The following is a 25,545-nucleotide window of genomic DNA, read 5'->3' as shown; positions in this document are numbered from 1 at the left end:
ATGCTCCCCGAACTCGCCCACCTGCTGCTGATCCTCGCCCTGCTGGCCGCCGCCGTGCAGGCGTGGTCCGGCCTGGCGCCGCACGCGCAGCCGCGCTTGGCGCGCGTGGCGCTGGCGTGGCAGGTCGTGGGCATTGCGGGTGCGTTTGCGCTGTTGGGCGCGGGCTTCGTGCAGGACGATTTTTCCGTCACCTACGTGGTGCAGCACGGCCACCGTGATTTGCCGCTGCTGTACAAAGTGTCGGCCATCTGGGGCGGGCATGAGGGGTCGCTGCTGCTGTGGGCGTTGATACTGGCCGCGTGGTCGGTGCTGGCGGCTTGGGGCTTGCGCGGTATTGCTGCGAATAAAGGAGCTGCTGAGGCTTATTCAGCAGGCGCCGGCGCCCCTTATTGCGTGAAGGATGAATTTGTCGCTCGCGTGCTTGGCTTCTTGGCCCTGGTCTCACTGGCCATGCTGGCCTTCATCCTGTTCACGTCCAACCCCTTCATCCGCCTGCTGCCGGCGGCCGACGAGGGACAGAGCCTGAACCCGTTGCTGCAAGACCCCGGCCTGGCGCTGCATCCGCCGCTGCTGTATGTGGGCTACGTGGGCACGGCGGTGCCGTTTGGGATGGTGATGGCGGTGCTGGCGTATGCCGATGCGCCACGCGACTGGGTCAAGGCCATGCGCCCCTTCGTGCTGCTGGCCTGGGCGGCGCTGTCGCTGGGCATCGCGCTGGGGTCGTGGTGGGCGTATTACGAACTGGGCTGGGGCGGCTGGTGGTTCTGGGATCCGGTCGAAAACGCGTCGTTCATGCCCTGGCTGGTGCTGGCCGCGCTGGCGCACACGCTGGCGGTGCGCGAGGGGCGGCGCGCGCTGCCGCACTGGACGGCGGTGCTGGCCATTGGCGCCTTCATCCTGTCGCTGCTCGGCACCTTCCTGGTGCGGTCGGGCGTGCTGACCTCGGTACACGCGTTTGCCAGCGACCCGCGGCGCGGCGTGTTCATGCTGGGGCTGATTGCGGCGTTTGTGCTGGGGGCGATGGCGCTGTACGCGCGGCACGCCGACCGGCTGGTGGACGCGCGCGGCCCGCTGCCCACGGCGCTGGCCTCGCGCGAGACCGGCATCCTGCTCAACAACCTGCTGCTCATCGTGGCCTGCGCCACGGTGCTGCTGGGCACGCTGTATCCGCTGGCGATGGATGCGCTGCGCCTGGGCAAGATCAGCGTGGGCCCGCCGTATTTCGAGGCGGTGCTGGCGCCGGTGTTTCTGCTGCTGCTGGCGCTGCTGATTCCCGCCGCGTGGCTGCGTTGGGGCGCGGGGCTGGATGCGTCAACCGCGCGCATGTTCAAGGCATTGAGCGTGGGCTTCGTCGTGGCGCTGATCGCCGCCTGGGGTTTGCTGCACACGCTGTACGGCAGCGCACGCCCCGCGGTGGTGCTGACGCTGGCGCTGGCCTGCGTGGCGGGCGCGGCGACCAAGCTGTGGGCGTGGCAGCAATGGCGCAAGGGAGGGCTGACGGCATCGCAGACTCATGGCATGCGCCGCCTGACGGCATCGCAGTGGGGCATGGTCATCGCCCACCTCGGCGTGGCCGTGTTCGCCATCGGCGTGGCGATGGTCGGCGGCTATGGTGTGGAGCGCGACGTGCGCCTGGTGCCCGGCAACAGCAAGGCCAGCGTGGCCGACGCGGCATCGCAAACGCACCCCATCGCCGATTGCCGCATCACGTTCGACCGCATCGACCCCGCGCGCGGCCCCAACTACATGGCGCTGGCGGGGCATTTCACGCTGGCTTGCGCGGGCGAGCCGCCGGTGGCGCTCAAGGCCGAAAAGCGCAACTACGTCGGCAGCAGCATGCCCATGACCGAAAGCGCCATCCGCTGGGGCCTGCTGCGCGATGTGTACGTGGCGCTGGGCGAGCCGCTGGAGGGCACGCCCTTCGGCGCCTGGAGCGTGCGCGTGCAGCACAAGCCTTTCATGCGCTGGGTGTGGATCGGCGTGGTGCTGATGGCGCTGGGCGCGGGCGTGGCCGCGGCGGCGCGTCGCTATCGGCGTTCTGAATCGAAAAGGGCGCAAGCGCTTGCCAAAAGCGCGGATGCAGCTATTAAAAACAGAGTGATCGCGCCGCCTGAAGCCGCCCGCGAAGGGGGGGCTGCCGTGAGCGCGCCGACCGCACCGGCCATGTCGTCGACGCCGCGCGCGCGCCGCTGGGGGCTGTGGGCCGCGTTCGCGTGCGTTGCCGCGCTGCTGGTGCTGCTGGCGGTGGGCATGACGCGCGATCCGCGCCAGCTCGACAGCGTGCTCATCGGCCAGCCCTGGCCCGGCCGTGCGCTGCCACTGCTCGAAGCGCCCGACCGATCCATGGGCCCGGCGCAGTGGCGCGGCAAGGCGCGGCTGGTCAACCTGTGGGCGTCGTGGTGCACCACCTGCCTGCAGGAACACCCCGAGCTGATGAAGCTGGCTGCGCAACTGCGCACGCAAGGCCATGCCGACCAGCTGATCGGCCTGAACCACAAGGACAAGCGGGCCGACGCGCTGGCTTGGCTGGCACGCCATGGCAACGCGTTCGTCGGCTCGATGGTCGACGCCGATGGCCGCATGGGCATCGACCTGGGGGTGTACGGGGCGCCCGAAAGCTTTGTCGTCGACGCGCAGGGCGTGATCCGCTTCAAGCACGTCGGCGCGCTGACCGACGAAGTGATTCGCACCCGCGTTCTGCCGCTGCTGGAGGCGGGGCGATGAGCCATTTCAAGCGTTTTAACCCGCTGGCGCTGGTCCTGAAAGCGTTGGCAGCTAGTTTATTGATAGCGTTCTGCGCCTGGTCCGCCACCGACCCGCTGGCCGACCGCATGCACCGCCTGACGCAGGACCTGCGCTGCCTGGTGTGCCAGAACGAATCGCTGGCCGATTCGCACGCGCCGCTGGCCATGGATTTGAAGCGCGACATCCGCGCCCGCATGGCGCAGGGCGACAGCGACGAGCAGATCCGCGACTTCCTGCGCGCGCGCTACGGCGATTTCGTCAACTACAAGCCGCCGGTGCAGGCCAGCACCCTGCTGCTGTGGGCCGGCCCGCTGCTGCTGCTGGCCGGCGGTGGGCTGCTGGTGTGGCGCACCGTGCGCGGCCGCGCGGCGCGGGGCCACGACGCGGCGGACGACGCAGGGGGTACGCCATGAACCCGATGGCCATGATCCTGGGCACCGACTGGCTGTGGCCCTTTGTGCTGGCGGCCATGGCGCTGGTGGCGCTGTTCACCGCCAGTCTGGTGTGGTCGGCCAGCGCCGACGACGACACGGCGGGGGCGCGGCGCCGCATGGGGTGGCTGACGCTCACGCTGCCGTTGGCGGCCATGGCGCTGTACGCCGCGCTGGGCAACCCGCGCGGCCTGAACCCGCGCGACCGCCACCCGGTGCCCACCGAATCGGCCGAGACCATGGTCGGCAAGCTGGCCGAGCGCCTGCAAGACCAGCCCGACAACCCGGCCGGCTGGCTGATGCTGGCGCGCAGCTACAAGGTGCTGCAACGTTACGCCGAATCGGCCGAGGCGTGGGAACACGCCCAGGACCTGGCCTGGGACGACGCCGAAGCCATGGCCGAATGGACCGAGGCGCGCATCCTCAGCCAGGGGCAGCGTTTCGACCGCCGCAGCCAGGAGCTGCTGGCGCGCGCCATGAGCCTCGACGCCAACGCGCCCGGCGTGCTGATGCTGCGCGCGCTGGCCGCGCTGGATCGGGGCGATGCCGCGGCCGCGCAAAAGGTGATGGCGCAACTGCGCGACCTTTACCCCGAAGGCAGCGCTGACCGCCAGGCGCTGGACGCGGCGCTGGCGCAGCTGGCGGCGGGGCGCGACCCGCGGGTTTCACAGCCTGGACAGCCGAACACGCAAGACCCATCAGCGCCGGGTGCTACAAAAAAATGATTGAAAGGCACCTGGCTTGACCGCTCCGGCTTTCGCTGTCATTCCCACGCGGGCGGGAATCCACGCATCCGCCGGCCGCAAGGCAATGCACCGCCCATCGATTCCCGCCTGCGCGGGAATGACGGAACGGGGCGGCCGCTCAGCGCAGCGGGTTGCAGTCCTTGCGCAGGATGTTGTCCACCGCCAGCTTCTCGCCGTTGACCACCTGCGTCTCGGCGCGCGTCAGCATGCCGCCGCGGGCGTCGCGCTTGCGCGCGGGTGGCAGGTTCTCGATGATCCATTTCAGACGCCCGCCCTCGAACACGGTCATGTCGGCGTTGCTGTCAGCGCCGTAGCCCAGCGTGGTGATGCGGTCATCGACCCGCACCTGCGCGCGGGCGGTGGCTTCGCCGTAGTGGTAGCGCACGCTCACGCGCTGGCCGTCCTGGCAGCGGTAGTGGATCCACGGTGCGCGGCGCAGTTCGGGCGTCGCCGCGACCGTCGGCGCTGCCGGTGCGTCACTGGCGTGGGCGATGGAGAGGTGCAGCGTGTAGGGCGCGCTGCCGCCATCGCGCGTCTTCATCACGCGAATCTCGTAGCGGCCGCTGTACGGCAGCGTCTGATGATCGGTCGACAGTGGGTCGTCGACGGGGTTGACGGCGACGCCGTTCTTGCCGATGGCGTACAGCACCGTCTGCAGGTCGGGACTTGGGCTGTTCAGCGTGGCGTTCAGCACCTGGCCCTTGCGGGCGCTAAAGCGGTAGCTGTGCGCCTGCAGCCCGCGCAGCGTGCCGCGGTAGCTGGCGTCGGTCGCGCCGGCCTTGAATTGCACCTGCGTCGTGCGACTGGGCGCGCCATCACGCTGCGCCCAGGCGGGCGTCGCGCAAAGGCCAACCAGCGCCAGCGCGGCGGCCAGCCCCAGGCGGTGGACACGATGGATTGCGGTGACAGAAGTCATGGGAAAGTGCTCATGCAGTGGTTCGCGGCCCGCATCATGCCGCCAAATCGTGACGCCGGGGTGTACGGCGCACCGATTTCCGGCATCGGATGGTTTCGCCCGATGAACCCTGTCAACGCCACGGCCGGGGGCCACGATGGTTGACCCGCGCCGCCGCTCCTTCCTGCGCGGGCGCATGGCCGACGCGGCGGCGCCGCAGGCGCCGGTGGTGCAACGCCCGCCCTGGGCGGTGGCCGAGGCGCGCTTTACCGAACAGTGTGTGCGCTGCCACGCCTGCGTCGAAGGCTGCCCGCGCCACGTGCTGAAGGTGGGCGATGGCGGCTTTCCGGAAGTCGATTTTTCGGCGCAGGGCTGCGACTTCTGCGGCGCCTGCGAAGCCGCGTGCGAGCCACAGGCACTGAACCGCCCGGCCGCCGAGGCAGCGCAGGCCGGCACATCGCACGCCGCCTGGCCCGGCTGGCAGGTGCGCATCGCACCGCATTGCCTGGCGCTGCAAAAGGTGGAGTGCCGCATCTGCGCCGACGCCTGCGCCCCGCGCGCCATCCGCTTCAGGCCCGCACCGGGCGGCATCAGCCAGATGCAGCTGGACCTGGCCGCCTGCACCGCCTGCGGCGAATGCGTGGCGGTGTGCCCGGTGGGGGCGGCGATGATCGGCCCGCGTCAAGCTGCGTGACCGACGCATCTTGCGGGTAGTTGGACAGGCGGTCGGCCGCTTTTCGCCGGTGAGCGCTGAGGTCGACACCCCAGTAACTTGTCCATGGCAGCGCAGATGGCGTCTTCGATCCGGCTCCGTCACTGCGCGTGTTCGATGCGAAGGCGCGTGGCGCCCCGCAGCGCGGCGATCACGTCGCCGTCGAAGCGGCCCAGATACACCAGGCCCGATGGCGCGCTGGGGCCATTGCCGTAGAACAGCGCCAGGTTGCCCCAGGGCGCGTAGTAGGTGATGTCGCCCGGCCGCGCGGTGTGCGCGGCGCCGGGCTCAGCCGGCAGGCGGTCGGCCAGTGCGGCGATCTTCTCGGTGCCCTCGTAGTCCTGCAACGTCAGGAAAAGCGGCAGTTGCGCTGCAAAGGCGCGCGCGGCCGGGCTGTCGGCCAGCGCGGCCGCGAACGGTTGGTCGTCAATGGCAATGTTCAGACGCAGGGTATCCATGGAGAACTCGACAGCCCGCGCCTCAGACCAGATGCTGCTTGAAGAAGGCGTTTATCCGGTCGAACGGAATCTTCTGCAGGTTGTCGTACAGATCAACGTGGCTCGCGCCGGGGATGATGAGCAGCTCTTTCGGCTCGGCCGCCGCCGCGTAGGCGGTTTCGCTCATGTAGCGCGAGTGGGCTTTTTCGCCGTGGATGATGAGCACCGGGCGCGGCGAGATCTCGGCGATGTAGGTCAACTGCGGCGCGTTCATGAACGACATCGGGTTGGTCTGCGTCCACGCGTTGCCCGAGTTGACGGCGCGCGGGTGGTAGCCGCGTGGCGTCATGTAGTAGTCGTGGTAGTCGACCAGGAACTGCGCCTCGCCACCCTTCAGCACGTTGTAGGGCGGCTGGTAGGCGGGTGCGCCCTTTTCCGCGTCGGCCCAGCGCTGGCGGCTGAGCTGCTCCAGCGCCTTTGTGCGCTCGGCCAGCGTCATGCGGTCGTTGTAGCCCCGCGCCGCGACGCGCGAGAGGTCGTACATGGTGCTGCTGACCACGGCCTTGATGCGCTTGTCTACGGCAGCCGCATTCAGCGCCATGCCGCCCCAGCCGCAGACGCCGATCATGCCGATGCGCTCGCGGTCCACCTGCGGCAGCAGGCCGATGAAGTCGACGGCGGCGCTGAAGTCCTCGGTGTTGATGTCGGGCGAGGCGATGTTGCGCGGCTGGCCACCACTCTCGCCGGTGTACGAACCGTCGAACGCCAGCGTGGCGAAGCCGCGCTCGGCCAGTGTTTGCGCGTACAGACCCGAGACCTGCTCCTTGACCGCGCCGAACGGCCCACCCACGACGATGGCGGGCCCGCGCGCGGCTGTGCGCGCCTTGGGCAGGTACAGATCGCCTGCCAGCGTGATGCCGTAGCGGTTGCTGAACGTGACCTTCTGGTGATCGACTTTCGGGCTTTTCGGGAAAAGCTTGTCCCATTTTTCGGTGAGCGTCATGGCGGGGGCGGTGGTGAGCGTGGATCGGGCGGCGGATTGCGCAACGGCGGCGGACGGCAGGGCGGCCAGGCTCGCGCCGCCCACGGACAGGGCGGCTTGCAGCGCACGGCGGCGGGACAGGTTGGGGTTCATGTGGGGTGCTCCTTGTCAGCGTTTTGCCGCGTTGGCGGGGTGGGCCGCCTGCAGCGATGGCGCTAATTCTGGGTATCGGCCGAGTCTTTGACTAGGTGATGAATGCTTATCTAGCCTATTAGCCAGACTTCATAATCCGCCGCATGGCGCGACGCAACCTGAACGACCTGCTGGCCTTCGTCACCGTGGCGCGCGAAGGCAGCTTCACGCGCGCCGCGGCCACGCTGGGCGTGACGCAATCGGCCCTCAGCCAGGCCGTGCGCGGGCTGGAAGAGCGCCTGCAAATTCGCCTGCTGACGCGCACCACGCGCAGCGTGGCGCCCACGGCGGCGGGCGAGCGGCTGGCGCGCGCCATCGGCCACCGCTTCGACGAGATCGAGGCCGAACTGAACGCGCTGACGGCGCTGCGCGACAAGCCTGCGGGCACGGTGCGCATCACCTGCGGCGACGGCGTGCTGCAGACCATCCTGATGCCCAGGCTGATGCCGCTGGTGCGCGAGTACCCGGAAATCACGTTCGAGTTCGACGTGAACTACGGCTTTCGCGACATCGTGGCCGACCGCTTCGACGCCGGCGTGCGGCTAGGCAGCACGATAGACAAAGACATGATCGCCATGTCCATCGGCCCCCCCGATGTCGATGGTCGTGGCCGGATCGCCCGACTACTTCGCGCGCCATCCCCGGCCGAAAACGCCGCACGACCTGGCGGCGCACCGCTGCATCAACCAGCGCATGGTCAGCTCGGGCGGCTTGTATGTGTGGGACTTTGCCAAGCGCGGCAAGGCGGTGAACGTGCGGGTCGATGGCCCGTTGATCTTCAACACCGTGCCGCCGCAGATCGACGCAGCGCTGGCGGGGCTGGGCCTGGTGTTGTTGCCCGAGGATGAGGTGCGCGCCCACCTGGACAGCGGCGCGCTGGTGCAGGTGCTGGAAGACTGGTGCCCGCCGTTCGACGGCTGCCACCTGTACTACCCAAGCCGGCGGCAGCCCTCGCCGGCGTTCAGCCTGGTGCTGGACGCGCTGCGCCTGAAGGCGAACGCAGCGGGCTGATCGCCAGACTACTTCAATTTGCCGGCAACGGCTCCGTGATCTCGGGCTTGCCCAGATCGGCCGGGTTGGGTTTGGGCGCGCCGATGTGCTGCTCGATCGGCGGCAGCGTGTGGGCGATGCCCTTGTGGCAGTCGATGCAGGTCTGGCCGGCGGCAAACGCGGCCTGGTGCGTGGCGGCGCCGCGGCGGTTTTGCTCGGTGTAGTCCATGAAGTCGAAGTGGTGGCAGTTGCGGCATTCGCGGCTGTCGGTGCGCTTCATGCGCGCCCATTCGTTGGCGGCCAGTTGCGCGCGCTTGGCGTTGTACTTCTCGGGCGTGTCGATGCTGCCCAGCAGGTGGTGCCACACCTCGTTGCTGGCCTGAATCTTGCGGATGATCTTGTGCGTCCACTCCTTGGGCACGTGGCAATCCGGGCAGGTGGCGCGCACGCCGGTGCGGTTCTGGTAGTGGATGGTGTTGCGGTATTCCGTGAACACGTTGTCGCGCATCTCGTGGCAGGAGATGCAGAACTCCTCGCGGTTGGTCCATTCCATGGCGGTGTTGAACGCGCCCCAGAACAGGATGCCGGCAACAAAGGCCGACGACAGGATGGCGAAGCGGCGTGTGCGCACCATGGCCAGCAGGCGGCCGAACAAGCCGCGGCGTGGCGCGGGATCAACGGGTGCGGGCGAGGGGGGTCTGATCGTCCATGGCGGCTTTCCTGCAAGCGGTTTACTCTGTTTTTAATAGCTGCTCGCGCTTGTCTGACGTGCGCTACAGGCTATTTCTCTTGATGACTTAGCGCAAGCCGCGGGCGCGCGTGAAGGTATTGTCCACCAGCGGCTTGGCGTCGGTCTGCGGCACGTGGCAGGCGGTGCAGAAGTAGCGGCGCGGGCTGATGTTGTCCAGCTCTTGGCCCTCGCGGGTGCGGAAGTGCGTCACGCTCACGCGCGTGGCGCCGGCGGCCTTGGCGCGGTTGAAGGCGTGGCAATCCATGCACTTGTTGAAGTTCTTGGTGATCTGGTAACCGGCAATGGTGTGCGGGATCAGCGGCGGCTGCTGCACGAAGTCGCGGTCGATGGGGCGCGAGTCGCGCTCTTGCCGCGCAGGGGTGATGGCGATGCTGTCCTGAATCGGCACGCCGCTGCGCAGGCTGTCCATCTTCACCGGCCCGCTGGGTGCGGCGTTGGCGGCGGCCGAAGGTGCGGTCTGGGCCTGGGCACCGCCAGCGGCCAGCGCGGCCGCGACAAGCAGGGTCTTGAACAGGGCGATGAGCTTGGTCATCAGTCTCTCCGGGTGTCGAATCGGTGGGTAAAAACAAACACGTCCTTGCTGCACACGTCGATGCAGCGGCCGCAATTGGTGCAGTCGGCGGTGGCAATCACGGGCAGCGCGCCGGCCTTGCCCTTGAGCGGGACAGGGATGATGTGCGGCTCGGGGCAGACGGCGTAGCAGTCTGCGCAGTCGTTGCACTTGGATGAGTGCTGGGCGCTGACGCGCAGCAGGCTCTTGCTGCCGATCAGGTGGTAGGCCGCGCCCATCGGACACACATGGCCGCACCATCCGCGCGGGGCGATGAGCAGATCAAACAGGAACACCGCCGCCACGCCGCCCCAGGCGACCACGCCGCCAAAAATGAGGGCGCGGTGCATCAGGCTGACGGGGTTCACGGTCTCCCACACCACCATGCCGGTGGCGGCGCTCATCACCAGCACGGCGCCCAGAATCCAGAAGCGCAACTCGCGCTTTGGGGCGCGGCCGGTGGTGATGTTGAAGCGGCGGCGCAGCCACGACGCGCCATCGGTCACCATGTTGACGGGACACACCCATGAGCAGAACACGCGGCCGCCGATGAGGGCGTAGAACACGATCACGATGGCGGCGCCCAGCAGCGCGGCGGTTTCGGGCCAGTGGCGCGCGGCCATGACCTGCGCCAGCAGGAACGGGTCGGTCAACGGCAGCGTGTTCAGCGTCAGGCTGGATGAGAGATTGCCCTTGACGATCCACACGCCCGCCAGCGGGCCGAGCAGGAACAGGGTCAGGATGGACAGCTGCGACGCGCGCCGCAGGATCAGCCACTGATGCGCCTTCCACCAGCCCTTGTCGCGGATGGCTTCGGCGCTGGGTGCTTTGTTTTTGATAGCTGCTTGCGCTTTCTGGACGGGCGCAAGAGGCTTGTTTGAGGTTGAAATTGGGGCGATTGTGCTCATGGCGCAGCCCCCGGTTTGCTGCCCAGAATCGGCGCCGGGTTGTACGGCGCGGCGCCGGAGCGCAGCGGGTTCAGGTCGCCTTCATGCGGCACGTCCGGCAGCCGCTGCGTCGGCTGGCCGAACTTCGGCAGGCCGGGTGTGGCCTCGACCTTCTCACCCGCCCGCGTCTCCCCCACGTGGCCCACATCGCTGCGCTGCACCACATTCTTGCGGTAGTGGTGGCCCAGTTCGCCGCGCGCGATTTTCGTCGGCACGACCTTGATGGCCGCTTCTTCCAGCACGCAGCTTTTCTCGCACTTGCCGCAGCCGGTGCAGTGCTCGGCGTGCACCGTGGGCAGCAGCATGGCGTGGCGGTCGCTGCGTGGGTTGCTCATCTTCTCCAGCGTGATGGCCTTGTCGATCACGGGGCAGACGCGGTAGCACACGTCGCAGCGCAGGCCTAAAAAGTTGAGGCAGTTCTCCTGGTCGATCAGCACGGCCGTGCCCATCTTCGCCTTGCTGATGTCGGTCAGCGCATGGTCCAGCGCGCCGGTGGGGCAGGCCTTGACGCAGGGGATGTGGTCGCACATCTCGCACGGGATCTGGCGCGCTTCGAAGTACGGCGTGCCAATCGCGACATCCGCCGCTAGTCCGCTGCCCCAGGTGCTGAGCTTCAGGTTCTGCGGCGGGCAGTCGCGCACGCACAGGCCGCAGCGCACGCAGGCGGCCAGGAACTCGCGCTCGGCCAACGCGCCCGGCGGCCGGATCGCCTGCGCGGGGCGCGCCAGCGCGGGCTTGGACAACACCGCCGCCCCGCCCGCCACCAGCGCAGCCGTGCCGGCGCTGGCGGCGCCTTGCAGGAGGTTGCGGCGGTTGATTTGCATGGGCGTGGATCAGAAGAAATACCGGACGCGAAGGGCGCGAAGGATTCGCGAAGGACGCAAAAGGAAAACCAAATTTTTTTGAATTCTTTCGCGTCCTTCGCGTAACTTTTGCGTCCTTCGCGGCCGGCTGTTTAGCAGCGCATCAAGCCTTCACCACCCGCGCCGCGCACTTCTTGAAATCCGTCTCTTTCGAGATCGGGCACGTCGCATCCAGCGTCAGCTTGTTGATCAGCCGGCTCTCGTCGAAGAAGGGCACGAAGATCAGCCCGCGCGGCACCTTGTTGCGGCCGCGGGTTTCCACCGCCGCCAGGATTTCTCCGCGCCGCGACTGGATCTTGACCTGCATGCCGCGCTGCAGCTTGCGCGCCGCCGCGTCGTCGGGGTGCATGAAGCACACCGCCTCGGGCACGGCGCGGTGCAGTTCGGCCACGCGGCGCGTCATGCTGCCGGTGTGCCAGTGCTCCAGCACGCGGCCGGTGCACAGCCACAGGTCGAACTCCTTGTCAGGCGATTCGGCGGCGGGCTGGTAAGGCAGGGCAAAGATCACCGCCTTGCCGTCCTTGTGGCCGTAGAACTTGATGTCTTCGCCCTTCTTCACATACGGGTCGTAGCCTTCGCGGAAGCGCCACAGCGTTTCCTTGCCGTCGACCACCGGCCAGCGCAGGCCGCGTGCTTCGTGGTAAGTGTCGAAGCTCGCCAGGTCGTGCCCGTGGCCGCGGCCGAATTCGGCGTATTCCTCGAACAGGCCCTTCTGCAGGTAGTAGCCCAGTTCCTTCGACTCGTCGTTCAGGTAGTTCGGCACGTACTTGCCGTTCACCTTGCCCACGTCGGCCATGGGGAACTTGTTGACCTTGCCGTTCTTGTAGAGCACGTCGAACAGCGTCTTGCCCTTGTACTCGGGCTTTTTGGCCAGCAGTTCGGCGGGCCAGACTTCTTCCATCTTGAAGCGCTTGGAGAACTCGATGTACTGCCACAGGTCGCTCTTGGCCTGGCCGGGCGCGCTGACTTGCTGGCGCCAGAACTGCGTGCGGCGCTCGGCGTTGCCGTAGGCGCCTTCCTTCTCGACCCACATCGCCGTGGGCAGCACCAGGTCGGCGGCCATGGCGCTCACGGTGGGGTACGGGTCGCTCACCACCACGAAGGTCTTGGGGTTGCGCCAGCCGGGGTAGATCTCGTCGTTGATGTTGGGGCCGGCCTGCATGTTGTTGGTGGTGCTGGTCCAGTAGCACAGCAGCTTGCCGTCTTTCAGCGCGCGGCTTTGCGCCACGGCGTGCAGGCCGATCTTGTCGGGCAGGGTTCCGTCGGGCAGTTGCCAGATTTCCTCGGTGTGCTTGCGGTGCTCGGGGTTGGTCACCACCATGTCGGCCGGCAGGCGGTGGGCAAAGGTGCCCACCTCGCGCGCTGTGCCGCAGGCGCTGGGCTGGCCCGTCAGGCTGAAGGGGCCATTGCCGGGCTGGCTGATCTTGCCCATCAACAGATGGATGTTGTAGATCATGTTGTTGGCCCAGGTGCCGCGCGTGTGCTGGTTGAAGCCCATGGTCCAGAAGCTGACGACCTTGACCTTCGGGTCGGCATACAGCTTGGCCAGGTCTTCCAGTTGCTTGGCCGGCACGCCGGAGAGCTTGCTCACCTTGTCCAGCGTGTAGTCGCTGACGAACTTGGCGTATTCGTCAAACGTGATCGGCTTGGCGTCGTTGGGGTTGGTCTTGGGCTTGCCGTCGGCGCCGGGGTAGCCGTTGGCCTTGGCGTCTTTTTCCAGCGCGTGGTTGGGGCGCAGGCCGTAGCCGATGTCGGTTTCGCCGGCCTTGAAGTTGACGTGCTTCTTGACGAAATCAGCGTTGTATTTCTTGTTGCTGATGATGTAGTGGGCGATGTAGTTCATGATCGCCAGGTCGGTCTGCGGCGTGAAGATCATGGGCATGTCTGCCAGGTCGAAGCTGCGGTGCTCGAAAGTCGAGAGCACCGCCACCTTGCACGTCGGCTGCGACAGGCGGCGATCCGTGATGCGGCTCCACAGGATGGGGTGCATCTCGGCCATGTTGCTGCCCCACAGCACGAAGGCGTCGGCCTGCTCAATGTCGTCGTAGCAGCCCATCGGCTCGTCGATGCCGAAGGTGCGCATGAAGCCCGTCACGGCCGATGCCATGCAGTGGCGCGCATTGGGGTCGATGTTGTTGCTGCGAAAGCCCGCCTTCCACAACTTGCTGGCGGCGTAGCCTTCCCAGATCGTCCACTGGCCGGAGCCAAACATGCCCACGCCCGCGGGGCCGGCGGTTTTCAGCGCCTCTTTCCACTTCAGCGCCATGATGTCGAAGGCTTCATTCCAACTGATGGGCGTGAACTCGCCGTTCTTGTCGTACTGGCCGTTTTTCTTGCGCAACAGCGGCGTGGTCAGCCGGTCCTTGCCGTACATGATCTTGGACAGGAAGTAGCCCTTGATGCAGTTCAGGCCGCGGTTGACCGGCGCCTCCGGGTCGCCTTGCGTGGCGACCACTTTGCCTTCTTGCACGCCCACCATCACGGAGCAGCCGGTGCCGCAGAAGCGGCAGGGCGCCTTGTCCCAGCGCACGCCGGCCGCTGGCGCGGCAGGCGCGGCCTTTTGCGCCTCGGCCACGATGGGGATGCCGGCGGCAGCGGCGGCGGCCGTCATGGCCTGCGATTTGAGGAAGACGCGGCGGTCGGATTTCATGTCAGGCTTCTCCTGCGCCGGCGGGGGCGCTTGTGGATTCACGGGAAGTGGAAACGGCAGGCTCGGCCTGGCGGCGGGCAAAGTCGCCCACGCTGGATCGCCAGGCGCGGAAGTCGAATTCAGCGGGTTGCTCGGTGGCGTCGGGATCGCTCTGCTCGAACACCAGCGACAGGTTGTGCACCTCGGGCCACTGGGCGATGTCGGCCATGATGGCGGCGGCGGGGGTGTCGGCCGTGCTTTCGATGACGGCGATCAGGCGGCCGTCGCCGGGGTCGGGACCCAAGTCGACGCCCGGCGTGGCCGCCAAGCGCCCGGTGATCGCCAGACGGTCCTGCGGCCTGACTCGCACCACGACACCTAAAACACTCATGCCTAAAACCTTTCGACCTATGAGGATACCCACGGCCGCGCTTTGCGCTCTTGACTCAAGTTAATTTTGAGCCGTGAGTGGTGCTATGGCGACGCTATTCCATACTGTTTTGCTTGGTTAATCGCTGCACTATTCATAGCGCCCTACGGCGTGAACAAAGCGCGGCGGCCTGATACGGCGGTGAAGTGATGCTGCCACCGGTATCAAGGGTGTGGTGCGCCAGCCGCGCGGGGCCGGGGCGCCCGGCGGGCTTGCGGAGCGACGGGGTTGCGCCAGGGCCGCGCGCTCGACCCGGCACAATCGCCGCATGGCTTCGACCCCTTCCGCCGGCGCCGGCACCGAACTTCACCGCTGGATGACCCCGCGCAGGCTGATGGGCGTGTCGGTGGTGGTGGCCGTGCTGACCATCGGGCTGAAGACCATGGCCTGGTGGGTCACCGGCTCGGTCGGCCTGCTGTCGGATGCGATGGAGTCCTTCGTCAACCTGGCGGCGGCCATGTTCGGGTTGTGGATGGTGACCGTGGCGGAGCGCCCGGCGGACGAGGACCACCCGTTCGGCCACCACAAGGCCGAGTATTTCTCGTCCGGCTTCGAGGGCATCCTGATCATCGGCGCGGCGGGCGCCATCATCTGGGCCGCGCTGCCGCGCTTCTGGCAGCCGCAGCCGCTGGAGCAGGTGGGCTGGGGCCTGGCGCTGTCGGTGGCCAGCTCGGTGCTCAACGGCGTGCTGGCCTGGGTGATGATGCGCGCGTCGCGCATGCACCATTCCATTGCGCTGGAGGCCGACGCCAAGCACCTGCTGACGGACGTGTGGACGTCGGCCGGCGTGGTCATTGGCCTGCTGCTGGTGGGCGCCACCGGCTGGCTGTGGCTGGACCCGCTGGTGGCTATCGGCGTGGCGCTGAACATCGTGTGCGAGGGCGGGCGGCTGATCTGGCGCTCGGCCCGCGGCCTGATGGACGGCGCGGTCGAGCCCGAGGTGCAGTCCGAGATCGACGCCGTGCTGGCGCGGTTTGCGCGCAGCGAAGGCGGGCGCGACATCGTGCTGTTCGACCACGTGATGACGCGCAAGGCCGGCGCGCGCCGCTTCGTCAACCTGCACATGCACATGCCGGCGCGCTGGACGCTGCGCCAGGCCGACGACCTGCGGCATCAGGTCGAGGCCGCGCTGGCGCAGGGCGTGCCGGGGCTGCACGCCAGCATCCAGATGCTGCCCGACGACGTGGAGCCGATCACCGCCGACCTGGACGAGCCGCCGCCCCCGCCGGCGACGGAGGTGCCGGCATGACCGTCACCACAAGCTGCGGGAGCGCGCCATGCAGGCCCTGATCCAGCGCGTCGCCGAAGCGACCGTGCGCGTCGAAGGCCGCGTCATCGGCGTCATCGGCCCCGGCCTGCTGGTGCTGCTGTGCGCCGAGCGTGGCGACGGCGAGGCGCAGGCCGACCAGCTGCTGGCCAAGCTGCTGAAGCTGCGCATCTTCAGCGACGCGGCCGGCAAGATGAACCTGAGCCTGCAGGACACGGGCGGCGGCCTGCTGGTGGTCAGCCAGTTCACGCTGGCCGCCGACACGTCCGGCGGCAACCGCCCCAGCTTCACCCGCGCCGCGCCGCCCGACGAAGGGCGCCGGCTGTACGAGCATTTCGTGGCCCAGGCGCGCGCCGCGCATCCGGTGGTGGCTACCGGCGAATTCGGCGCCGACATGCAGGTGCACCTGGTCAACGACGGGCCGGTGACGATTCCGTTGCGCATCGTGCCTCCGGGCTGACCTGAGAGGCCGGAAACCGGACGCGAAGGACGCAAAGGCATCGCGAAGGACGCGAAAAAACCGCCAAAATCTTCCTGGTTTTTTCTGCGTCCTCTGCGAAATCTCTGCGTCCGCTGCGTCCGGCTGTTGAGGCTTGGTGCCCTCGTAGACGCGTCACGAATAAGGATCGGGCTCGCCCAGCGCGGCGAGGATGCGGCGCTCCTCCGCTTCCATGGCCTCGGCGTCGGCGTCGCTGGTCTCGTGGTCCCAGCCCTGCGCGTGCAGCGCGCCGTGCACCAGCAGGTGCGCGTAGTGGGCAGCCAGCGGCTTGCCCAGCTCGGCGGACTCGCGCTCGACCACCGGGGCGCACAGCACCAGGTCGGCCGCCACCACCGGGGCGGCGCTGTAGTCGAAGGTGAGCACGTTGGTGGCGTAGTCCTTGCCGCGGAATTCGCGGTTCAGGCGCTGGCCCTCGTCGGCGCCGACGATGCGCACCGTGATCTCCGCCGCCTGCACGTCGGCCTGCAGCGCGTGGCGCAGCCAGCGCGTCACGCGGTGGCGCGGCAGCGCGGCGCGGTGGGCGGCGGCGCCGTCGAAGCGGGCGAATTGCAGCGACAGGGTGAGCGGAGGCAAGGGCATGGGCGGTTCGGCAGGGGTGCGCACGATTATCGGCGGCCACTCGCGCTACAGTGCGTGCCATGCGCCCCGGTCCACTCATCGCCACGCTGGCCTTCGTGCTGCTGGGTGCGGCGGCGCTGGTGCTGTCGTTCATGGCCATGCCCACGCGGCTGAAGGTGGGCGTGGGGCCGGACGACCGCGACCACGCGCGCATGATGGCCGCCTTTGCGCGCAAGCTGCAGGACGACCGCGCGCCGGTGCGGCTGACGCTGGTGCGCAAGCAGACTTTTGCCGAACTGGCGCGCGCGCTTGACGCCGGCGAGGTCGACCTGGCCGTGGTGCGCAGCACCGCCATGCCGCGCCAGGGCCTGACGGTGGCGGTGCTGCACGAGTTGCCCATCGTGTTCGTCGTCGTCGGCCCGACCCGGCTGAACACGCTGGCCGACCTGCGCCAGCGCCGCGTCGGCGTGCTGCGCGGCACGCCGGAAAACCTGGAACTGCTCGACAACGTGCTGCGCCTGGCCGGCATCAACCCGGCGCAGGTGACCAAGGTGCCGCTGGAGCCGGACAACATGGCCGCCGCCATTGACCAGAAGCAGGTCGACGCCATCCTGCCGCTGGCGCCGCTGCAGGGCGCCGGCCGCGCGCGCCTGCTGGCGCTGGCGGACCGCGTGGGCCCCAAGCGGCTGCGCGTGTTTGGCGTCGACGAAGGCGAGGCGCTGGCCGCCACCGACCCGGCCATGGAAGCCATCGAACTGCCGCGCGGCGCGCTGATCGGCAACCCGCCGCTGCCGGGCGAGCCATTGCCCACGCTGGCCGTCACGCAACGGCTGGTGGCGCGCACGAAGCTGCCCGTCAGCCAGATCAACGACCTGACGCGCCTGCTGTTCACCAGCCGCGTGGCGCTGGCGGCCGACGTGCCCTCGGCCAAGGCCATCCACGCGCCCACCACCGACACCGGCGAAGGCCTGGCCGCCGCGCTGCCGCTGCACCCGGGCGCGGCGGCGTATTTCTCGGGCGACCAGAACCGCTTTTTCGACCGCTATGGCGACCTGGTCTACGTGGGTGCGATGGCGCTGACGGGCCTGTTCTCCAGCATCGGCGCGCTGGTCAGCTACCTGATGGCGCGCCAGCGGCGCAACGCGGCGCGCTTTACCGACCAGTTGCTCGACCTGCTCAAGCGCGCGCGCCACGCGCCCGACGAGGCGGCGCTGACGGCCGTGGAGAAGGAAGCGGACGACTTGCTGGCGCTGGCGTTCTCGCGCTTTTCGGGCGGCGCCATCGGCTCGGAGCAGTTCGACACCTTTACCACCGTCAACGAGAGCGTGCAGATGGCGATTGCGCGGCGCGCGGCGCAGCTGCACCAGGCGGCGTCCGCTGCCTGATACGGGATTTATTGATCGAATCGGCCGCCAGCGCTTGCTGACAAAGCGCTGGCAGCTATCAATAAAGAAGCATCAGCGCGCCGCACGCGTGCTGGCCGGCGCGGGCCGCCCGGCGGCGTCGTAGGCGTCGACGATGCGCGCCACCAGGGGGGTGGCGCACCACGTCGGCCGAGGTGAAGCGCGTGAACGCCAGCCCTTTCACGCGGCGCAGCACGCGCTCGGCGTCGATCAGGCCGCTGGTCGCGCCCTTGGGCAGGTCGATCTGGCTGACGTCGCCCGTCACCACGCACTTGCTGCCGAAGCCGATGCGGGTGAGGAACATCTTCATCTGCTCGGGCGTGGTGTTCTGCGCCTCGTCGAGGATGACAAAGGCGTGGTTCAGCGTGCGCCCGCGCATGAAGGCCAGCGGGGCGATCTCGAGCTGGTTGCGCTCGAACGCCTTCTGCACGCGGTCAAAGCCCATCAGGTCGTACAGCGCGTCGTACAGCGGGCGCAGGTAGGGGTCGACCTTCTGCGTCAGGTCGCCCGGCAGAAAGCCCAGGCGCTCGCCGGCCTCCACGGCCGGGCGCGTCAGCACGATGCGCTGCACGCTCTGGCGCTCCAGCGCGTCCACCGCGCAGGCCACGGCCAGGTAGGTCTTGCCGGTGCCGGCGGGGCCGATGCCGAAGGTGATGTCGTGCGTGGCAATGTGTTCCAGGTACGCCGCCTGGTTGGGCGTGCGCGCCCTCAGGTCGCCGCGCCGGGTGACCAGCGCCGGCCCGCCGCCCTCGCCGCCGGGCAGCGGCTCGCCGTCGCCGGCCAGCATCAGCTGCACGGTGTCGGGCTGGATCGGGCGGTCGGCCAGCTCGTACAGCGCCTGCAGCACCACCATGGCGCGTTCGGCCTGCTTCTTGGGCCCATCCACCTTGAACTGGCCGTGCCGGTGCGCAATGGCCACCTGCAGGCCAGCCTCAATGGTGCGCAGGTGCTCGTCCATGGGGCCGGCCAGGTTGGCCAGTCGGGTGTTGTTGGGCGGGGTAAAGATATGGCGCAGGATCACCGGCGCATTGTCGCCCATCGCCTCCGCGCGCGTCGGACTGCCCAACCAGACCAGCGCCGGGGTCGCCGTCCGTGGCCTGAAGCGGCTCCGAAGGGCGGCCTGGCGTGCGCGACAGGCGACAAAGTTTGGACTTTTTTCTCATTTTGGTGGTCTGGTGCGGGTTGGACCCCCCCCATTTCGGGCGGTCGCTGCGTAGCATGGCCGCATGCAAGCCGCACTTGTCGTCGAACACCAGCCCGAGGCCCGCGCCCGCCGCGTGGAAGCGGTGCGCATGGCGTTCCCGCACGCCGAGGTGCAGGCGGCCGGCGGCTGCGGTGGCGTGGCGCCGGCAGCGCAGCGGCGGTTCGACCTGGCGCTGGTCGACCTGGACGGGCCGGGCGGCGGCGGCGTCACGGCCCTGCACGCGCTGCGCCAGCACCACCCGCGCGCCTTGCTGGTCGCCTTCAGCGAGCGCGACGACGACGATCAACTGTTCGCCGCGTTGCAGGCGGGCGCCTTCGGCTATCTGCTGAAGAGTGCGTCGCAGGTCGACGTGGTCGAGCGACTGCGCCGCATCGCGCACGGCGAGCCGCCGCTGTCGCCGCCGGTGGCGCGCCGGGTGCTCAACTATTTCAGCAGCGGCGGCCCGCGCGGCTTCGACTGCGAGCGCTTCGAGCCGGGCGCGGTGGCGCTGAACCCGCGCGAAACCGACATCCTGCAGCGGATGGCCAAGGGCTACACCCTGCCCGAGATCGCCGCCCAGCTGTGCCTGTCGCGCCACACGGTGGCCGATTACGTCAAGCAGATGTACCGCAAGCTGAATGTGTCGTCGCGCGCGGAGGCGGCGCTGGAGGCGGCGCGGCGAGGGTTGGTGAAGTAGCCCCCCGTCATTGGCCCCCCCCTGAGTCGCCTTCGGCGCCATCCCCCATAGGGGGACAACGCTGGCGCTCGGGGGAACCCCGAGCGCGGCGTTCCCGCTTGGCCTGCTCCGCGGCTATTTGGGGGGGGCTGGCTGCGCGGCCCGATGGTTTTGGTGCTGCCGGTGCTATGAAAATGGAAGCTGCTGGCGCTGATTGGTGGGGCGCTGCGGGGTGATTTATCATGGAGGTCGTGTGGCGCTGCGGCGCTGCGCGCTTTTCATTCACCTTGTCGAAAGCACCCCTTGATCGGACGCCTGGCCGGCCTGCTGGCCGAGAAGAACCCGCCCCAGATCCTCATCGACTGCCAAGGCGTCGGCTACGAGGTGTGGGTGCCGATGAGCACCTTCTACCAACTGCCGGGCCTGGGCGAGCGGATCACGTTGCTGACGCACTTTGTGGTGCGCGAGGACGCGCAGCTGCTGTACGGCTTTGGCGGCGAGCCGGAGCGCGCGGCGTTCCGCCAGCTGATCAAGGTCAGCGGCATCGGCCCGCGCATGGCGCTGGCGGTGCTGTCGGGCATGAGCGTGGACGATCTGGCGCAGGCCATCACCGCGCAGGACGCCGCCCGACTGACCAAGGTGCCCGGCATCGGCAAGAAGACGGCCGAGCGCCTGCTGCTGGAACTGAAGGGCAAGCTGGGCGCCGACCTGGCCGCGCCGAGCGCGCCCGCCAGCGATGCGCAGGCCGACATCCAGCAGGCGCTGCTGGCGCTGGGCTACAGCGACAAGGAGGCCGCCGCCGCCGTCAAGGCGCTGCCGCCCGATGTCGGCGTGAGCGACGGCATCCGGCTGGCGCTGAAGGCGCTGGCGCGCTGAACCGTTGACGTGCTGGCGCAACGGCGCCGCACACCCGGCCAACGCGCCGAAGGGTCTGCCGATACCATTGACGCGACCGCTGGCCCTGCGGCGCACCGCACGGCCAGCACCACCCCAAAGAAACAGGAACTTTCCCATGCATGCAACGCCGCGAATCACGCCGATGTCCTGGCCGTGGCTGATTGGCCCGGTGATGGCGCTGTCGGCCTGCAGCGCCCCCGCGCCGGCCGCCGCGCCGCAGGCGGGCGCCTCGGAAGCGCCGGCCGCCAGCGCCCCGTCGCCGGGCAACCGGTGCGACGCGCAGGCCGCGCAGTTCCTGGTCGGCCAGCCCTACGGCGCCGCCACGCTGGAGCAGGCCCGCGCGGCCGCCGGCGCCGACGAAGCCCGCATGCTGCGCCCGGACAGCGTCATCACCAAGGAATACAAGCTCGGCCGCCTGAACGTGGTGGTCGGTGCCGATCAGCGCGTTGCCCGCATTCATTGCGGTTGATTTTGCCGTTTGCCCTTGTCCATACAGCGCGATGCGCTATAAAAAAAGAAGCATTATGAGGTTCAGCCCCCCCCGTTTGGGCCGCCCTGGCGGCCGCGCTCACCGTCGCGTCGTGCGGCGGCGGCTCGTCAAGCAGCAGCAGCGTCACCCCCAGCGGCACCAGTGGCGGCCCGGTGCCGAGCGCGGCGGAACTGGCCCTGTTACCGATGTCTGTCGCGTCGCCCAGCCAGTTCATCGCGCCGCTCGATACGGCCACGCTGAAGCGCGCCACGGCGGCCCCGGCCGCGGCCTCGGCCGTCAGCCACCTGCCGGCAGGCGCGCGCACCGCCCGTGTGTCGCTGGGCCCGTTGCCTGCGGCGCTCAAGTCGGCCGCCGCCGGCCGCAGCGGCGCGGCGCTGCAGATCGGCCAGGCGCGCAGCGTCTCGGCCACGGCCACGCCCGCCGGGCTGGCGGCGCAATGGGCCTGGCAAGCGTTGCCGGACGGCGGCCAGGTGGCGGCGGTGGCCTTCGACACCGCCGATGCGCAGGGCGTGCGCCTGGGCGTGCTGGCGCGCAGCGTGCCCGACGGCGCGGTGCTGCGCTTTCACGGCGCAGCCAGCGACGCGGTGGTCGAAATGACCGCCGCCGACGTGGCCGCGCTGCGCCAGGTCAACGAAGCCAGCGGGCTGAGCGGCGATGCCGCCGCCACGGTGTGGGGCCCCGACACCGAGGGCAGCGTCAGCACGCTGGAGGTGCAGTTGCCGCCCGGTACGTCGCCCGATCGTCTGCAACTGGCCGTGCCGCGCCTGTCGCACCTGACCCAAACCGTGGCGCAGGCGGTGCAGTCGCCCGAAAAGGCGGTCAACCAGATCGGTGACGGCGGCAGCTGCAACGTGGATGTGATGTGCACCCCCTACCAGAGCGAAGGGCGGGCGGTGGCCAAGATGGTGTTTTCCGAACAGGGCAACACCTACCTGTGCAGCGGCACCTTGTTGAACGATGCGCGGGCCAGCCAGACTCCGTACTTTTTGACGGCCGCGCACTGCGTCTCGGACCAGGCGGCGGCTTCTACGCTCATCACCTACTGGTTCTTCCGGGCGCCTTCGTGCAACGCGTCGCCGGCGCTCGACGCGGCCGCGACCCGCCTGATCGGCGGTGCGCAGTTGCTGTACACGCGCGCTTCGTACGACGCCACGCTGCTGCGGCTCAACCAGCAGCCGCCGGCCAATGTGGTTTATGCGGGCTCGTATTCAGGGCCCGGCGCCGTGGCGGGCGTCGATGTGCTGGGCGTGCACCACCCGGCCGGCGACCTGCAGAAGGCCAGCGTCGGCACTTTGCGCGGCTACGCCAACTGCGGCAGCGGCGACTGCACGCGCGCGTCCACGGGCTCGATGCTGGAAGTGGCGTGGCGCACCGGCGTGACAGAAGGCGGCAGCAGCGGCTCGGCCATGTTCGCGCAGTCGGGTGGCATTCGCTATGTGGTGGGCACGCTGTACGGCGGCGCGTCGAATTGCCAGAACCCGGCCGGCGCGGACTACTACGGGCGGCTGGAGCTGTCCTTCGCCGACGGCATCGGCCGGTTGCTGGGGCGCTGACGCTGACGCCGCGCGGCGCGGCCGCGTCAGAATGGCGGGCATGAGCATCACCGTCGACGACTTCGCCGCCCTTCCCAACGACACGCCGCGCGTGGTGTCGGCCAGCGCGGTGTCGGCGCGCGAGGAGGCGCTGGAGCGCGCGCTGCGCCCCAAGGAGCTGGACGAATACGTCGGCCAGGCCAAGGCGCGCGAGCAGCTGGAGATCTTCATCGGCGCCGCCCGCAAGCGCGGCGAGGCGCTGGACCACGTGCTGCTGTTCGGCCCGCCGGGGCTGGGCAAGACCACGCTGAGCCACATCATTGCGCACGAACTGGGCGTCAACCTGCGCCAGACCAGCGGCCCGGTGCTGGAAAAGCCCAAGGACCTGGCGGCGCTGCTGACCAACCTGGAGCGCAACGACGTCCTGTTCATCGACGAGATCCACCGCCTGTCGCCGGTGGTGGAAGAAATCCTCTACCCCGCGCTGGAGGACTACCAGATCGACATCATGATCGGCGAAGGCCCGGCAGCGCGATCCATCAAGCTGGACGTGCAGCCCTTCACGCTGGTCGGCGCCACCACGCGCGCCGGCATGCTGACCAACCCGCTGCGCGACCGCTTCGGCATCGTGGCGCGGCTGGAGTTCTACACGCCCCAGGAACTGGCCCGCATCGTGACGCGCTCGGCCGGGCTGCTGAACGTGCCGGCCGACGCCGCGGGCGCGTTCGAGATCGCCCGCCGCAGCCGTGGCACGCCGCGCATCGCCAACCGCCTGCTGCGCCGCGTGCGCGACTTTGCCGACGTCAAGGGCGAAGGCCGCATCACCGAGCAGATCGCCCACGCCGCGCTGGCCATGCTGGACGTGGACCCGGAAGGCTTCGACGTCATGGACCGCAAGCTGCTGGAAGCGGTGATCCACCGCTTCGACGGCGGCCCGGTGGGGCTGGACAACATCGCCGCCAGCATTGGCGAAGAAGCCGGCACCATCGAGGACGTGATCGAGCCCTACCTGATCCAGCAGGGCTACCTGCAGCGCACGCCGCGCGGGCGCGTGGCCACGCTGGCGGCGTACCGGCATCTGGGCGTGGCGGCGCCGCAGTCCCCGGCCAGCGGGTTGTTCTGAATTCCCGCTTTCAGGCGCCGCCCGCGCCGCCGAACACTTCGATCACCGACTGCATCTGCTCGGGCGTCACCACGTCGGCGCGGCGCGTGGCCGGGTCGACGCAGGTGGCGCGCAGCACCTCGGGCGGCAGGCTGGCCAGGCCGCGAAAGCCCCATTCGCGCAGCACCGTCCAGCGGTCGGGCGCGGCGGCGGCGCGCTGGCGCAGCGCGCGCGCCTGCTCTGGGGTGTAGGCCCACACATCTTCGACCTCGCCGGTGTCGCACGCCGCCACGCGCAGGCCGGCCACCGGCGGCCTGACCATCAAAACGCGGCCCTGCGCAAGCCAGTCGGGCGCAAAGCGCTTCAAATAAAGGAGCAAAAGGGCGCCGATGTGGATGCCATCGGCGTCCGGGTCGAGCAGCAGCATCAGGCGCTCGAAGCGCGGCGCCGCCGCTGCGTTGGCCGCGGCGTCGGTTGCCGACGGCAGGCCCAGCGCAGCCGCCAGTTGCGGGTACAGCGGATACGCCGCCACGCGCGCGGTGCTGGCGCGCCAGGCGTTGAGCGGCTTGCCCTGGCACGGCAGCACGGCCTGGCGGCGCGCGTCGCGCACGGCGGCCACGGCGCCGGCGGCCGATTCGCCTTCGACCAGAAACAGCTCGCAGTCCGCGCCGTGCTGGCGGCTGTCGGTCAACTGCATGGCGGACTGCGTGCGGCGCGTGGCGTTCATGGCGACCGTCCTTGAGGCCGGCCTGCGGGTGTGCGCTTTGTCACACTGCGGCGGCAAAATTGTCCGCACGCGGGCGCCGTCGCCGGTTTGTCGCCATACCTCATTAGCATTCAGGCTTCGTTTCACTCATGCGCATGGAGTTTGCATCATGAACAAGTATCTGGCCGAGCTGATCGGCACTTTCTGGCTGGTGCTGGGCGGCTGTGGCAGCGCGGTGCTGGCGGCGGCGTTTCCGCAACTGGGCATCGGCTTTGTCGGCGTCTCGCTGGCCTTCGGCCTGACGGTGCTGACCATGGCCTACGCCATCGGCCACATCTCGGGCTGCCACCTCAACCCGGCGGTGTCGTTCGGCCTGTGGGCGGGCGGCCGGTTCGACTCGAAGGATTTGGTGCCCTACATCGTGGCGCAGACGATGGGCGCCATCGCCGCCGCGGCGGTGCTGTACATGATCGCCAGCGGCAAGCCCGACTTTGTGGCCGGCGGCTTTGCCAGCAACGGCTTTGGCGACCTGTCGCCCGGCAAGTACTCGATGATGTCGGTGCTGGTGTGCGAGGTGGTGCTGACGGCGGTGTTCCTGTTCGTCATCATGGGTTCGACCGACAGCCGCGCGCCCGCCGGCTTTGCGCCCATCGCCATCGGCCTCTGCCTGACGCTGATCCACCTGGTCAGCATTCCGGTGTCCAACACCTCGGTCAACCCGGCACGCTCCACCGGCGTGGCGCTGTTCGCCAGCACCGGCGCGCTGAGCCAGCTGTGGCTGTTCTGGGTGGCGCCGATCGTCGGCGGCATCCTGGGTGCGGTGGTCTACAAGGCCGTGGCCGGCCCGCAGCGCGCCTGACGCGGGCGTCCTGCCCGGTCCATTGGTCAAAATGGCTGCCGGCGCTTGCCTGTCAAGCGGCGGCAGCTATCAA

General features: G+C 69.0%; 24 protein-coding genes and 2 pseudogenes. 14 read left to right on the top strand and 12 right to left on the bottom strand.

From position 1 onward, the window contains the following. From R0D99_RS14955 to R0D99_RS14945, 3 genes are read left to right on the top strand one after another with little or no spacing between them, the layout of a single operon-like run. On the top strand, positions 1-2,724 hold the full coding sequence (locus tag R0D99_RS14955) for a heme lyase CcmF/NrfE family subunit (protein WP_317748951.1): 2,724 nt from the start codon (positions 1-3) through the stop codon (positions 2,722-2,724). Beyond that, the gene (locus R0D99_RS14950) at positions 2,721-3,158 is read left to right on the top strand and encodes a cytochrome c-type biogenesis protein (RefSeq protein WP_317748950.1); all 438 of its coding nucleotides are present in this window, start codon (positions 2,721-2,723) and stop codon (positions 3,156-3,158) included. The genes R0D99_RS14955 and R0D99_RS14950 overlap by 4 nt, the downstream gene beginning before the upstream one ends. Beyond that, on the top strand, positions 3,155-3,901 hold the full coding sequence (locus R0D99_RS14945; protein ID WP_317748949.1) for a hypothetical protein: 747 nt from the start codon (positions 3,155-3,157) through the stop codon (positions 3,899-3,901). The genes R0D99_RS14950 and R0D99_RS14945 overlap by 4 nt, the downstream gene beginning before the upstream one ends. A gap of 139 nt (positions 3,902-4,040) precedes the next feature. On the opposite strand, the gene R0D99_RS14940 is transcribed toward R0D99_RS14945, so the two are convergent. Further along, on the bottom strand, positions 4,041-4,838 hold the full coding sequence (locus tag R0D99_RS14940; RefSeq protein WP_317748948.1) for a hypothetical protein: 798 nt from the start codon (positions 4,836-4,838) through the stop codon (positions 4,041-4,043). A gap of 136 nt (positions 4,839-4,974) precedes the next feature. Between R0D99_RS14940 and napF the strand changes: the two genes are divergently transcribed. Continuing rightward, entirely contained in the window at positions 4,975-5,511 is a 537-nt protein-coding gene (napF, locus tag R0D99_RS14935) for a ferredoxin-type protein NapF (RefSeq protein ID WP_317748947.1), read from the top strand. Between the two features lie 119 nt (positions 5,512-5,630). Here napF and R0D99_RS14930 read toward each other — a convergent pair whose 3' ends face one another. Beyond that, entirely contained in the window at positions 5,631-5,987 is a 357-nt protein-coding gene (locus tag R0D99_RS14930) for a cyclophilin-like fold protein (protein WP_317748946.1), read from the bottom strand. A 22-nt stretch (positions 5,988-6,009) separates the two neighbouring features. Continuing rightward, complete coding sequence (locus R0D99_RS14925) at positions 6,010-7,101, bottom strand: alpha/beta hydrolase (protein ID WP_317748945.1); 1,092 nt, start codon at positions 7,099-7,101, stop codon at positions 6,010-6,012. Between the two features lie 143 nt (positions 7,102-7,244). Between R0D99_RS14925 and R0D99_RS14920 the strand changes: the two are divergent. Then, positions 7,245-8,151, top strand: a pseudogene (locus R0D99_RS14920) (LysR family transcriptional regulator). 13 nt (positions 8,152-8,164) lie between these two features. Here R0D99_RS14920 and R0D99_RS14915 read toward each other — a convergent pair. The 6 genes from R0D99_RS14915 to R0D99_RS14890 all read right to left on the bottom strand — a co-directional run bounded on the left by R0D99_RS14915 (position 8,165) and on the right by R0D99_RS14890 (position 14,261). Then, the gene (locus R0D99_RS14915; RefSeq protein ID WP_317748944.1) at positions 8,165-8,764 is read right to left on the bottom strand and encodes a NapC/NirT family cytochrome c; all 600 of its coding nucleotides are present in this window, start codon (positions 8,762-8,764) and stop codon (positions 8,165-8,167) included. Positions 8,765-8,927: 163 nt separating this feature from the next. After that, positions 8,928-9,413 carry a nitrate reductase cytochrome c-type subunit gene (locus R0D99_RS14910; RefSeq protein ID WP_317748943.1) on the bottom strand — a complete coding sequence of 162 codons (486 nt, stop codon included), beginning with the start codon at positions 9,411-9,413 and terminating at the stop codon, positions 8,928-8,930. Then, complete coding sequence (napH, locus tag R0D99_RS14905; protein WP_317748942.1) at positions 9,413-10,339, bottom strand: quinol dehydrogenase ferredoxin subunit NapH; 927 nt, start codon at positions 10,337-10,339, stop codon at positions 9,413-9,415. The genes R0D99_RS14910 and napH overlap by 1 nt, the downstream gene beginning before the upstream one ends. Beyond that, positions 10,336-11,202: a ferredoxin-type protein NapG gene (gene napG, locus R0D99_RS14900; RefSeq protein ID WP_317748941.1), complete on the bottom strand. Its 867-nt coding sequence runs from the start codon at positions 11,200-11,202 to the stop codon at positions 10,336-10,338. Before napG ends, napH begins: the two co-directional genes overlap by 4 nt. Positions 11,203-11,344: 142 nt before the next feature. Continuing rightward, positions 11,345-13,891: a nitrate reductase catalytic subunit NapA gene (gene napA, locus R0D99_RS14895; protein ID WP_317748940.1), complete on the bottom strand. Its 2,547-nt coding sequence runs from the start codon at positions 13,889-13,891 to the stop codon at positions 11,345-11,347. A 1-nt stretch (position 13,892) separates the two neighbouring features. Next, positions 13,893-14,261, bottom strand: a complete 369-nt coding sequence (locus tag R0D99_RS14890) for a chaperone NapD (RefSeq protein ID WP_317748939.1) — start codon at positions 14,259-14,261, stop codon at positions 13,893-13,895. A gap of 307 nt (positions 14,262-14,568) precedes the next feature. Between R0D99_RS14890 and R0D99_RS14885 the strand changes: the two genes are divergently transcribed. Together R0D99_RS14885 and dtd are read left to right on the top strand one after the other, a co-directional pair. Next, positions 14,569-15,549, top strand: a complete 981-nt coding sequence (locus R0D99_RS14885) for a cation diffusion facilitator family transporter (protein WP_317748938.1) — start codon at positions 14,569-14,571, stop codon at positions 15,547-15,549. A 28-nt stretch (positions 15,550-15,577) separates the two neighbouring features. Then, positions 15,578-16,027 carry a D-aminoacyl-tRNA deacylase gene (gene dtd / locus R0D99_RS14880; RefSeq protein ID WP_317748937.1) on the top strand — a complete coding sequence of 150 codons (450 nt, stop codon included), beginning with the start codon at positions 15,578-15,580 and terminating at the stop codon, positions 16,025-16,027. 153 nt (positions 16,028-16,180) lie between these two features. Here the strand turns inward: dtd and ybeY are convergent, their stop codons facing one another. Next, the gene (ybeY, locus tag R0D99_RS14875) at positions 16,181-16,645 is read right to left on the bottom strand and encodes an rRNA maturation RNase YbeY (RefSeq protein ID WP_317748936.1); all 465 of its coding nucleotides are present in this window, start codon (positions 16,643-16,645) and stop codon (positions 16,181-16,183) included. A 59-nt stretch (positions 16,646-16,704) separates the two neighbouring features. Between ybeY and R0D99_RS14870 the strand changes: the two genes are divergently transcribed. Beyond that, complete coding sequence (locus R0D99_RS14870) at positions 16,705-18,009, top strand: TAXI family TRAP transporter solute-binding subunit (RefSeq protein ID WP_317748935.1); 1,305 nt, start codon at positions 16,705-16,707, stop codon at positions 18,007-18,009. 72 nt (positions 18,010-18,081) lie between these two features. Here the strand turns inward: R0D99_RS14870 and R0D99_RS14865 are convergent. Next, a pseudogene (locus R0D99_RS14865) lies at positions 18,082-19,066 on the bottom strand (PhoH family protein). 187 nt (positions 19,067-19,253) lie between these two features. Between R0D99_RS14865 and R0D99_RS14860 the strand changes: the two are divergent. From R0D99_RS14860 to ruvB, 5 genes are all read left to right on the top strand, one after another. Next, complete coding sequence (locus R0D99_RS14860) at positions 19,254-19,907, top strand: response regulator transcription factor (protein ID WP_317748934.1); 654 nt, start codon at positions 19,254-19,256, stop codon at positions 19,905-19,907. A 282-nt stretch (positions 19,908-20,189) separates the two neighbouring features. Next, positions 20,190-20,762: a Holliday junction branch migration protein RuvA gene (gene ruvA / locus R0D99_RS14855; RefSeq protein WP_317748933.1), complete on the top strand. Its 573-nt coding sequence runs from the start codon at positions 20,190-20,192 to the stop codon at positions 20,760-20,762. A 163-nt stretch (positions 20,763-20,925) separates the two neighbouring features. Next, on the top strand, positions 20,926-21,252 hold the full coding sequence (locus tag R0D99_RS14850) for an I78 family peptidase inhibitor (RefSeq protein ID WP_317748932.1): 327 nt from the start codon (positions 20,926-20,928) through the stop codon (positions 21,250-21,252). A gap of 206 nt (positions 21,253-21,458) precedes the next feature. Further along, positions 21,459-22,826: a trypsin-like serine peptidase gene (locus R0D99_RS14845; protein WP_317748931.1), complete on the top strand. Its 1,368-nt coding sequence runs from the start codon at positions 21,459-21,461 to the stop codon at positions 22,824-22,826. Between the two features lie 40 nt (positions 22,827-22,866). Continuing rightward, positions 22,867-23,928 carry a Holliday junction branch migration DNA helicase RuvB gene (gene ruvB / locus R0D99_RS14840; protein WP_317748930.1) on the top strand — a complete coding sequence of 354 codons (1,062 nt, stop codon included), beginning with the start codon at positions 22,867-22,869 and terminating at the stop codon, positions 23,926-23,928. 10 nt (positions 23,929-23,938) lie between these two features. Here the strand turns inward: ruvB and R0D99_RS14835 are convergent, their stop codons facing one another. Continuing rightward, positions 23,939-24,634, bottom strand: a complete 696-nt coding sequence (locus R0D99_RS14835; RefSeq protein ID WP_317748929.1) for a toprim domain-containing protein — start codon at positions 24,632-24,634, stop codon at positions 23,939-23,941. 148 nt (positions 24,635-24,782) lie between these two features. Here R0D99_RS14835 and aqpZ point away from each other — a divergent pair, with 148 nt between their 5' ends. After that, complete coding sequence (aqpZ, locus tag R0D99_RS14830) at positions 24,783-25,472, top strand: aquaporin Z (protein ID WP_317748928.1); 690 nt, start codon at positions 24,783-24,785, stop codon at positions 25,470-25,472. Positions 25,473-25,545 lie beyond the last annotated feature (73 nt).

It is taken from the genome of Ottowia sp. SB7-C50 (assembly GCF_033110285.1).
Classification (GTDB): domain Bacteria; phylum Pseudomonadota; class Gammaproteobacteria; order Burkholderiales; family Burkholderiaceae_C; genus Ottowia.
The sequence above is the reverse complement of the archived record's forward strand: the minus strand, read 5'-3'. Positions and strand labels throughout refer to the sequence as shown.

Bases quoted from the DNA above. Each gene is read 5' to 3' on its own strand.
- R0D99_RS14955 (WP_317748951.1), top strand. From the start codon at position 1: ATGCTCCCCGAACTCGCCCACCTGCTGCTGATCCTCGCCCTGCTGGCC.
- R0D99_RS14950 (WP_317748950.1), top strand. From the start codon at position 2,721: ATGAGCCATTTCAAGCGTTTTAACCCGCTGGCGCTGGTCCTGAAAGCG.
- R0D99_RS14945 (WP_317748949.1), top strand. From the start codon at position 3,155: ATGAACCCGATGGCCATGATCCTGGGCACCGACTGGCTGTGGCCCTTT.
- R0D99_RS14940 (WP_317748948.1), bottom strand. From the start codon at position 4,838: ATGACTTCTGTCACCGCAATCCATCGTGTCCACCGCCTGGGGCTGGCC.
- napF (WP_317748947.1), top strand. From the start codon at position 4,975: ATGGTTGACCCGCGCCGCCGCTCCTTCCTGCGCGGGCGCATGGCCGAC.
- R0D99_RS14930 (WP_317748946.1), bottom strand. From the start codon at position 5,987: ATGGATACCCTGCGTCTGAACATTGCCATTGACGACCAACCGTTCGCG.
- R0D99_RS14925 (WP_317748945.1), bottom strand. From the start codon at position 7,101: ATGAACCCCAACCTGTCCCGCCGCCGTGCGCTGCAAGCCGCCCTGTCC.
- R0D99_RS14915 (WP_317748944.1), bottom strand. From the start codon at position 8,764: ATGGTGCGCACACGCCGCTTCGCCATCCTGTCGTCGGCCTTTGTTGCC.
- R0D99_RS14910 (WP_317748943.1), bottom strand. From the start codon at position 9,413: ATGACCAAGCTCATCGCCCTGTTCAAGACCCTGCTTGTCGCGGCCGCG.
- napH (WP_317748942.1), bottom strand. From the start codon at position 10,339: ATGAGCACAATCGCCCCAATTTCAACCTCAAACAAGCCTCTTGCGCCC.
- napG (WP_317748941.1), bottom strand. From the start codon at position 11,202: ATGCAAATCAACCGCCGCAACCTCCTGCAAGGCGCCGCCAGCGCCGGC.
- napA (WP_317748940.1), bottom strand. From the start codon at position 13,891: ATGAAATCCGACCGCCGCGTCTTCCTCAAATCGCAGGCCATGACGGCC.
- R0D99_RS14890 (WP_317748939.1), bottom strand. From the start codon at position 14,261: ATGAGTGTTTTAGGTGTCGTGGTGCGAGTCAGGCCGCAGGACCGTCTG.
- R0D99_RS14885 (WP_317748938.1), top strand. From the start codon at position 14,569: ATGGCTTCGACCCCTTCCGCCGGCGCCGGCACCGAACTTCACCGCTGG.
- dtd (WP_317748937.1), top strand. From the start codon at position 15,578: ATGCAGGCCCTGATCCAGCGCGTCGCCGAAGCGACCGTGCGCGTCGAA.
- ybeY (WP_317748936.1), bottom strand. From the start codon at position 16,645: ATGCCCTTGCCTCCGCTCACCCTGTCGCTGCAATTCGCCCGCTTCGAC.
- R0D99_RS14870 (WP_317748935.1), top strand. From the start codon at position 16,705: ATGCGCCCCGGTCCACTCATCGCCACGCTGGCCTTCGTGCTGCTGGGT.
- R0D99_RS14860 (WP_317748934.1), top strand. From the start codon at position 19,254: ATGCAAGCCGCACTTGTCGTCGAACACCAGCCCGAGGCCCGCGCCCGC.
- R0D99_RS14850 (WP_317748932.1), top strand. From the start codon at position 20,926: ATGTCCTGGCCGTGGCTGATTGGCCCGGTGATGGCGCTGTCGGCCTGC.
- R0D99_RS14845 (WP_317748931.1), top strand. From the start codon at position 21,459: ATGTCTGTCGCGTCGCCCAGCCAGTTCATCGCGCCGCTCGATACGGCC.
- ruvB (WP_317748930.1), top strand. From the start codon at position 22,867: ATGAGCATCACCGTCGACGACTTCGCCGCCCTTCCCAACGACACGCCG.
- R0D99_RS14835 (WP_317748929.1), bottom strand. From the start codon at position 24,634: ATGAACGCCACGCGCCGCACGCAGTCCGCCATGCAGTTGACCGACAGC.
- aqpZ (WP_317748928.1), top strand. From the start codon at position 24,783: ATGAACAAGTATCTGGCCGAGCTGATCGGCACTTTCTGGCTGGTGCTG.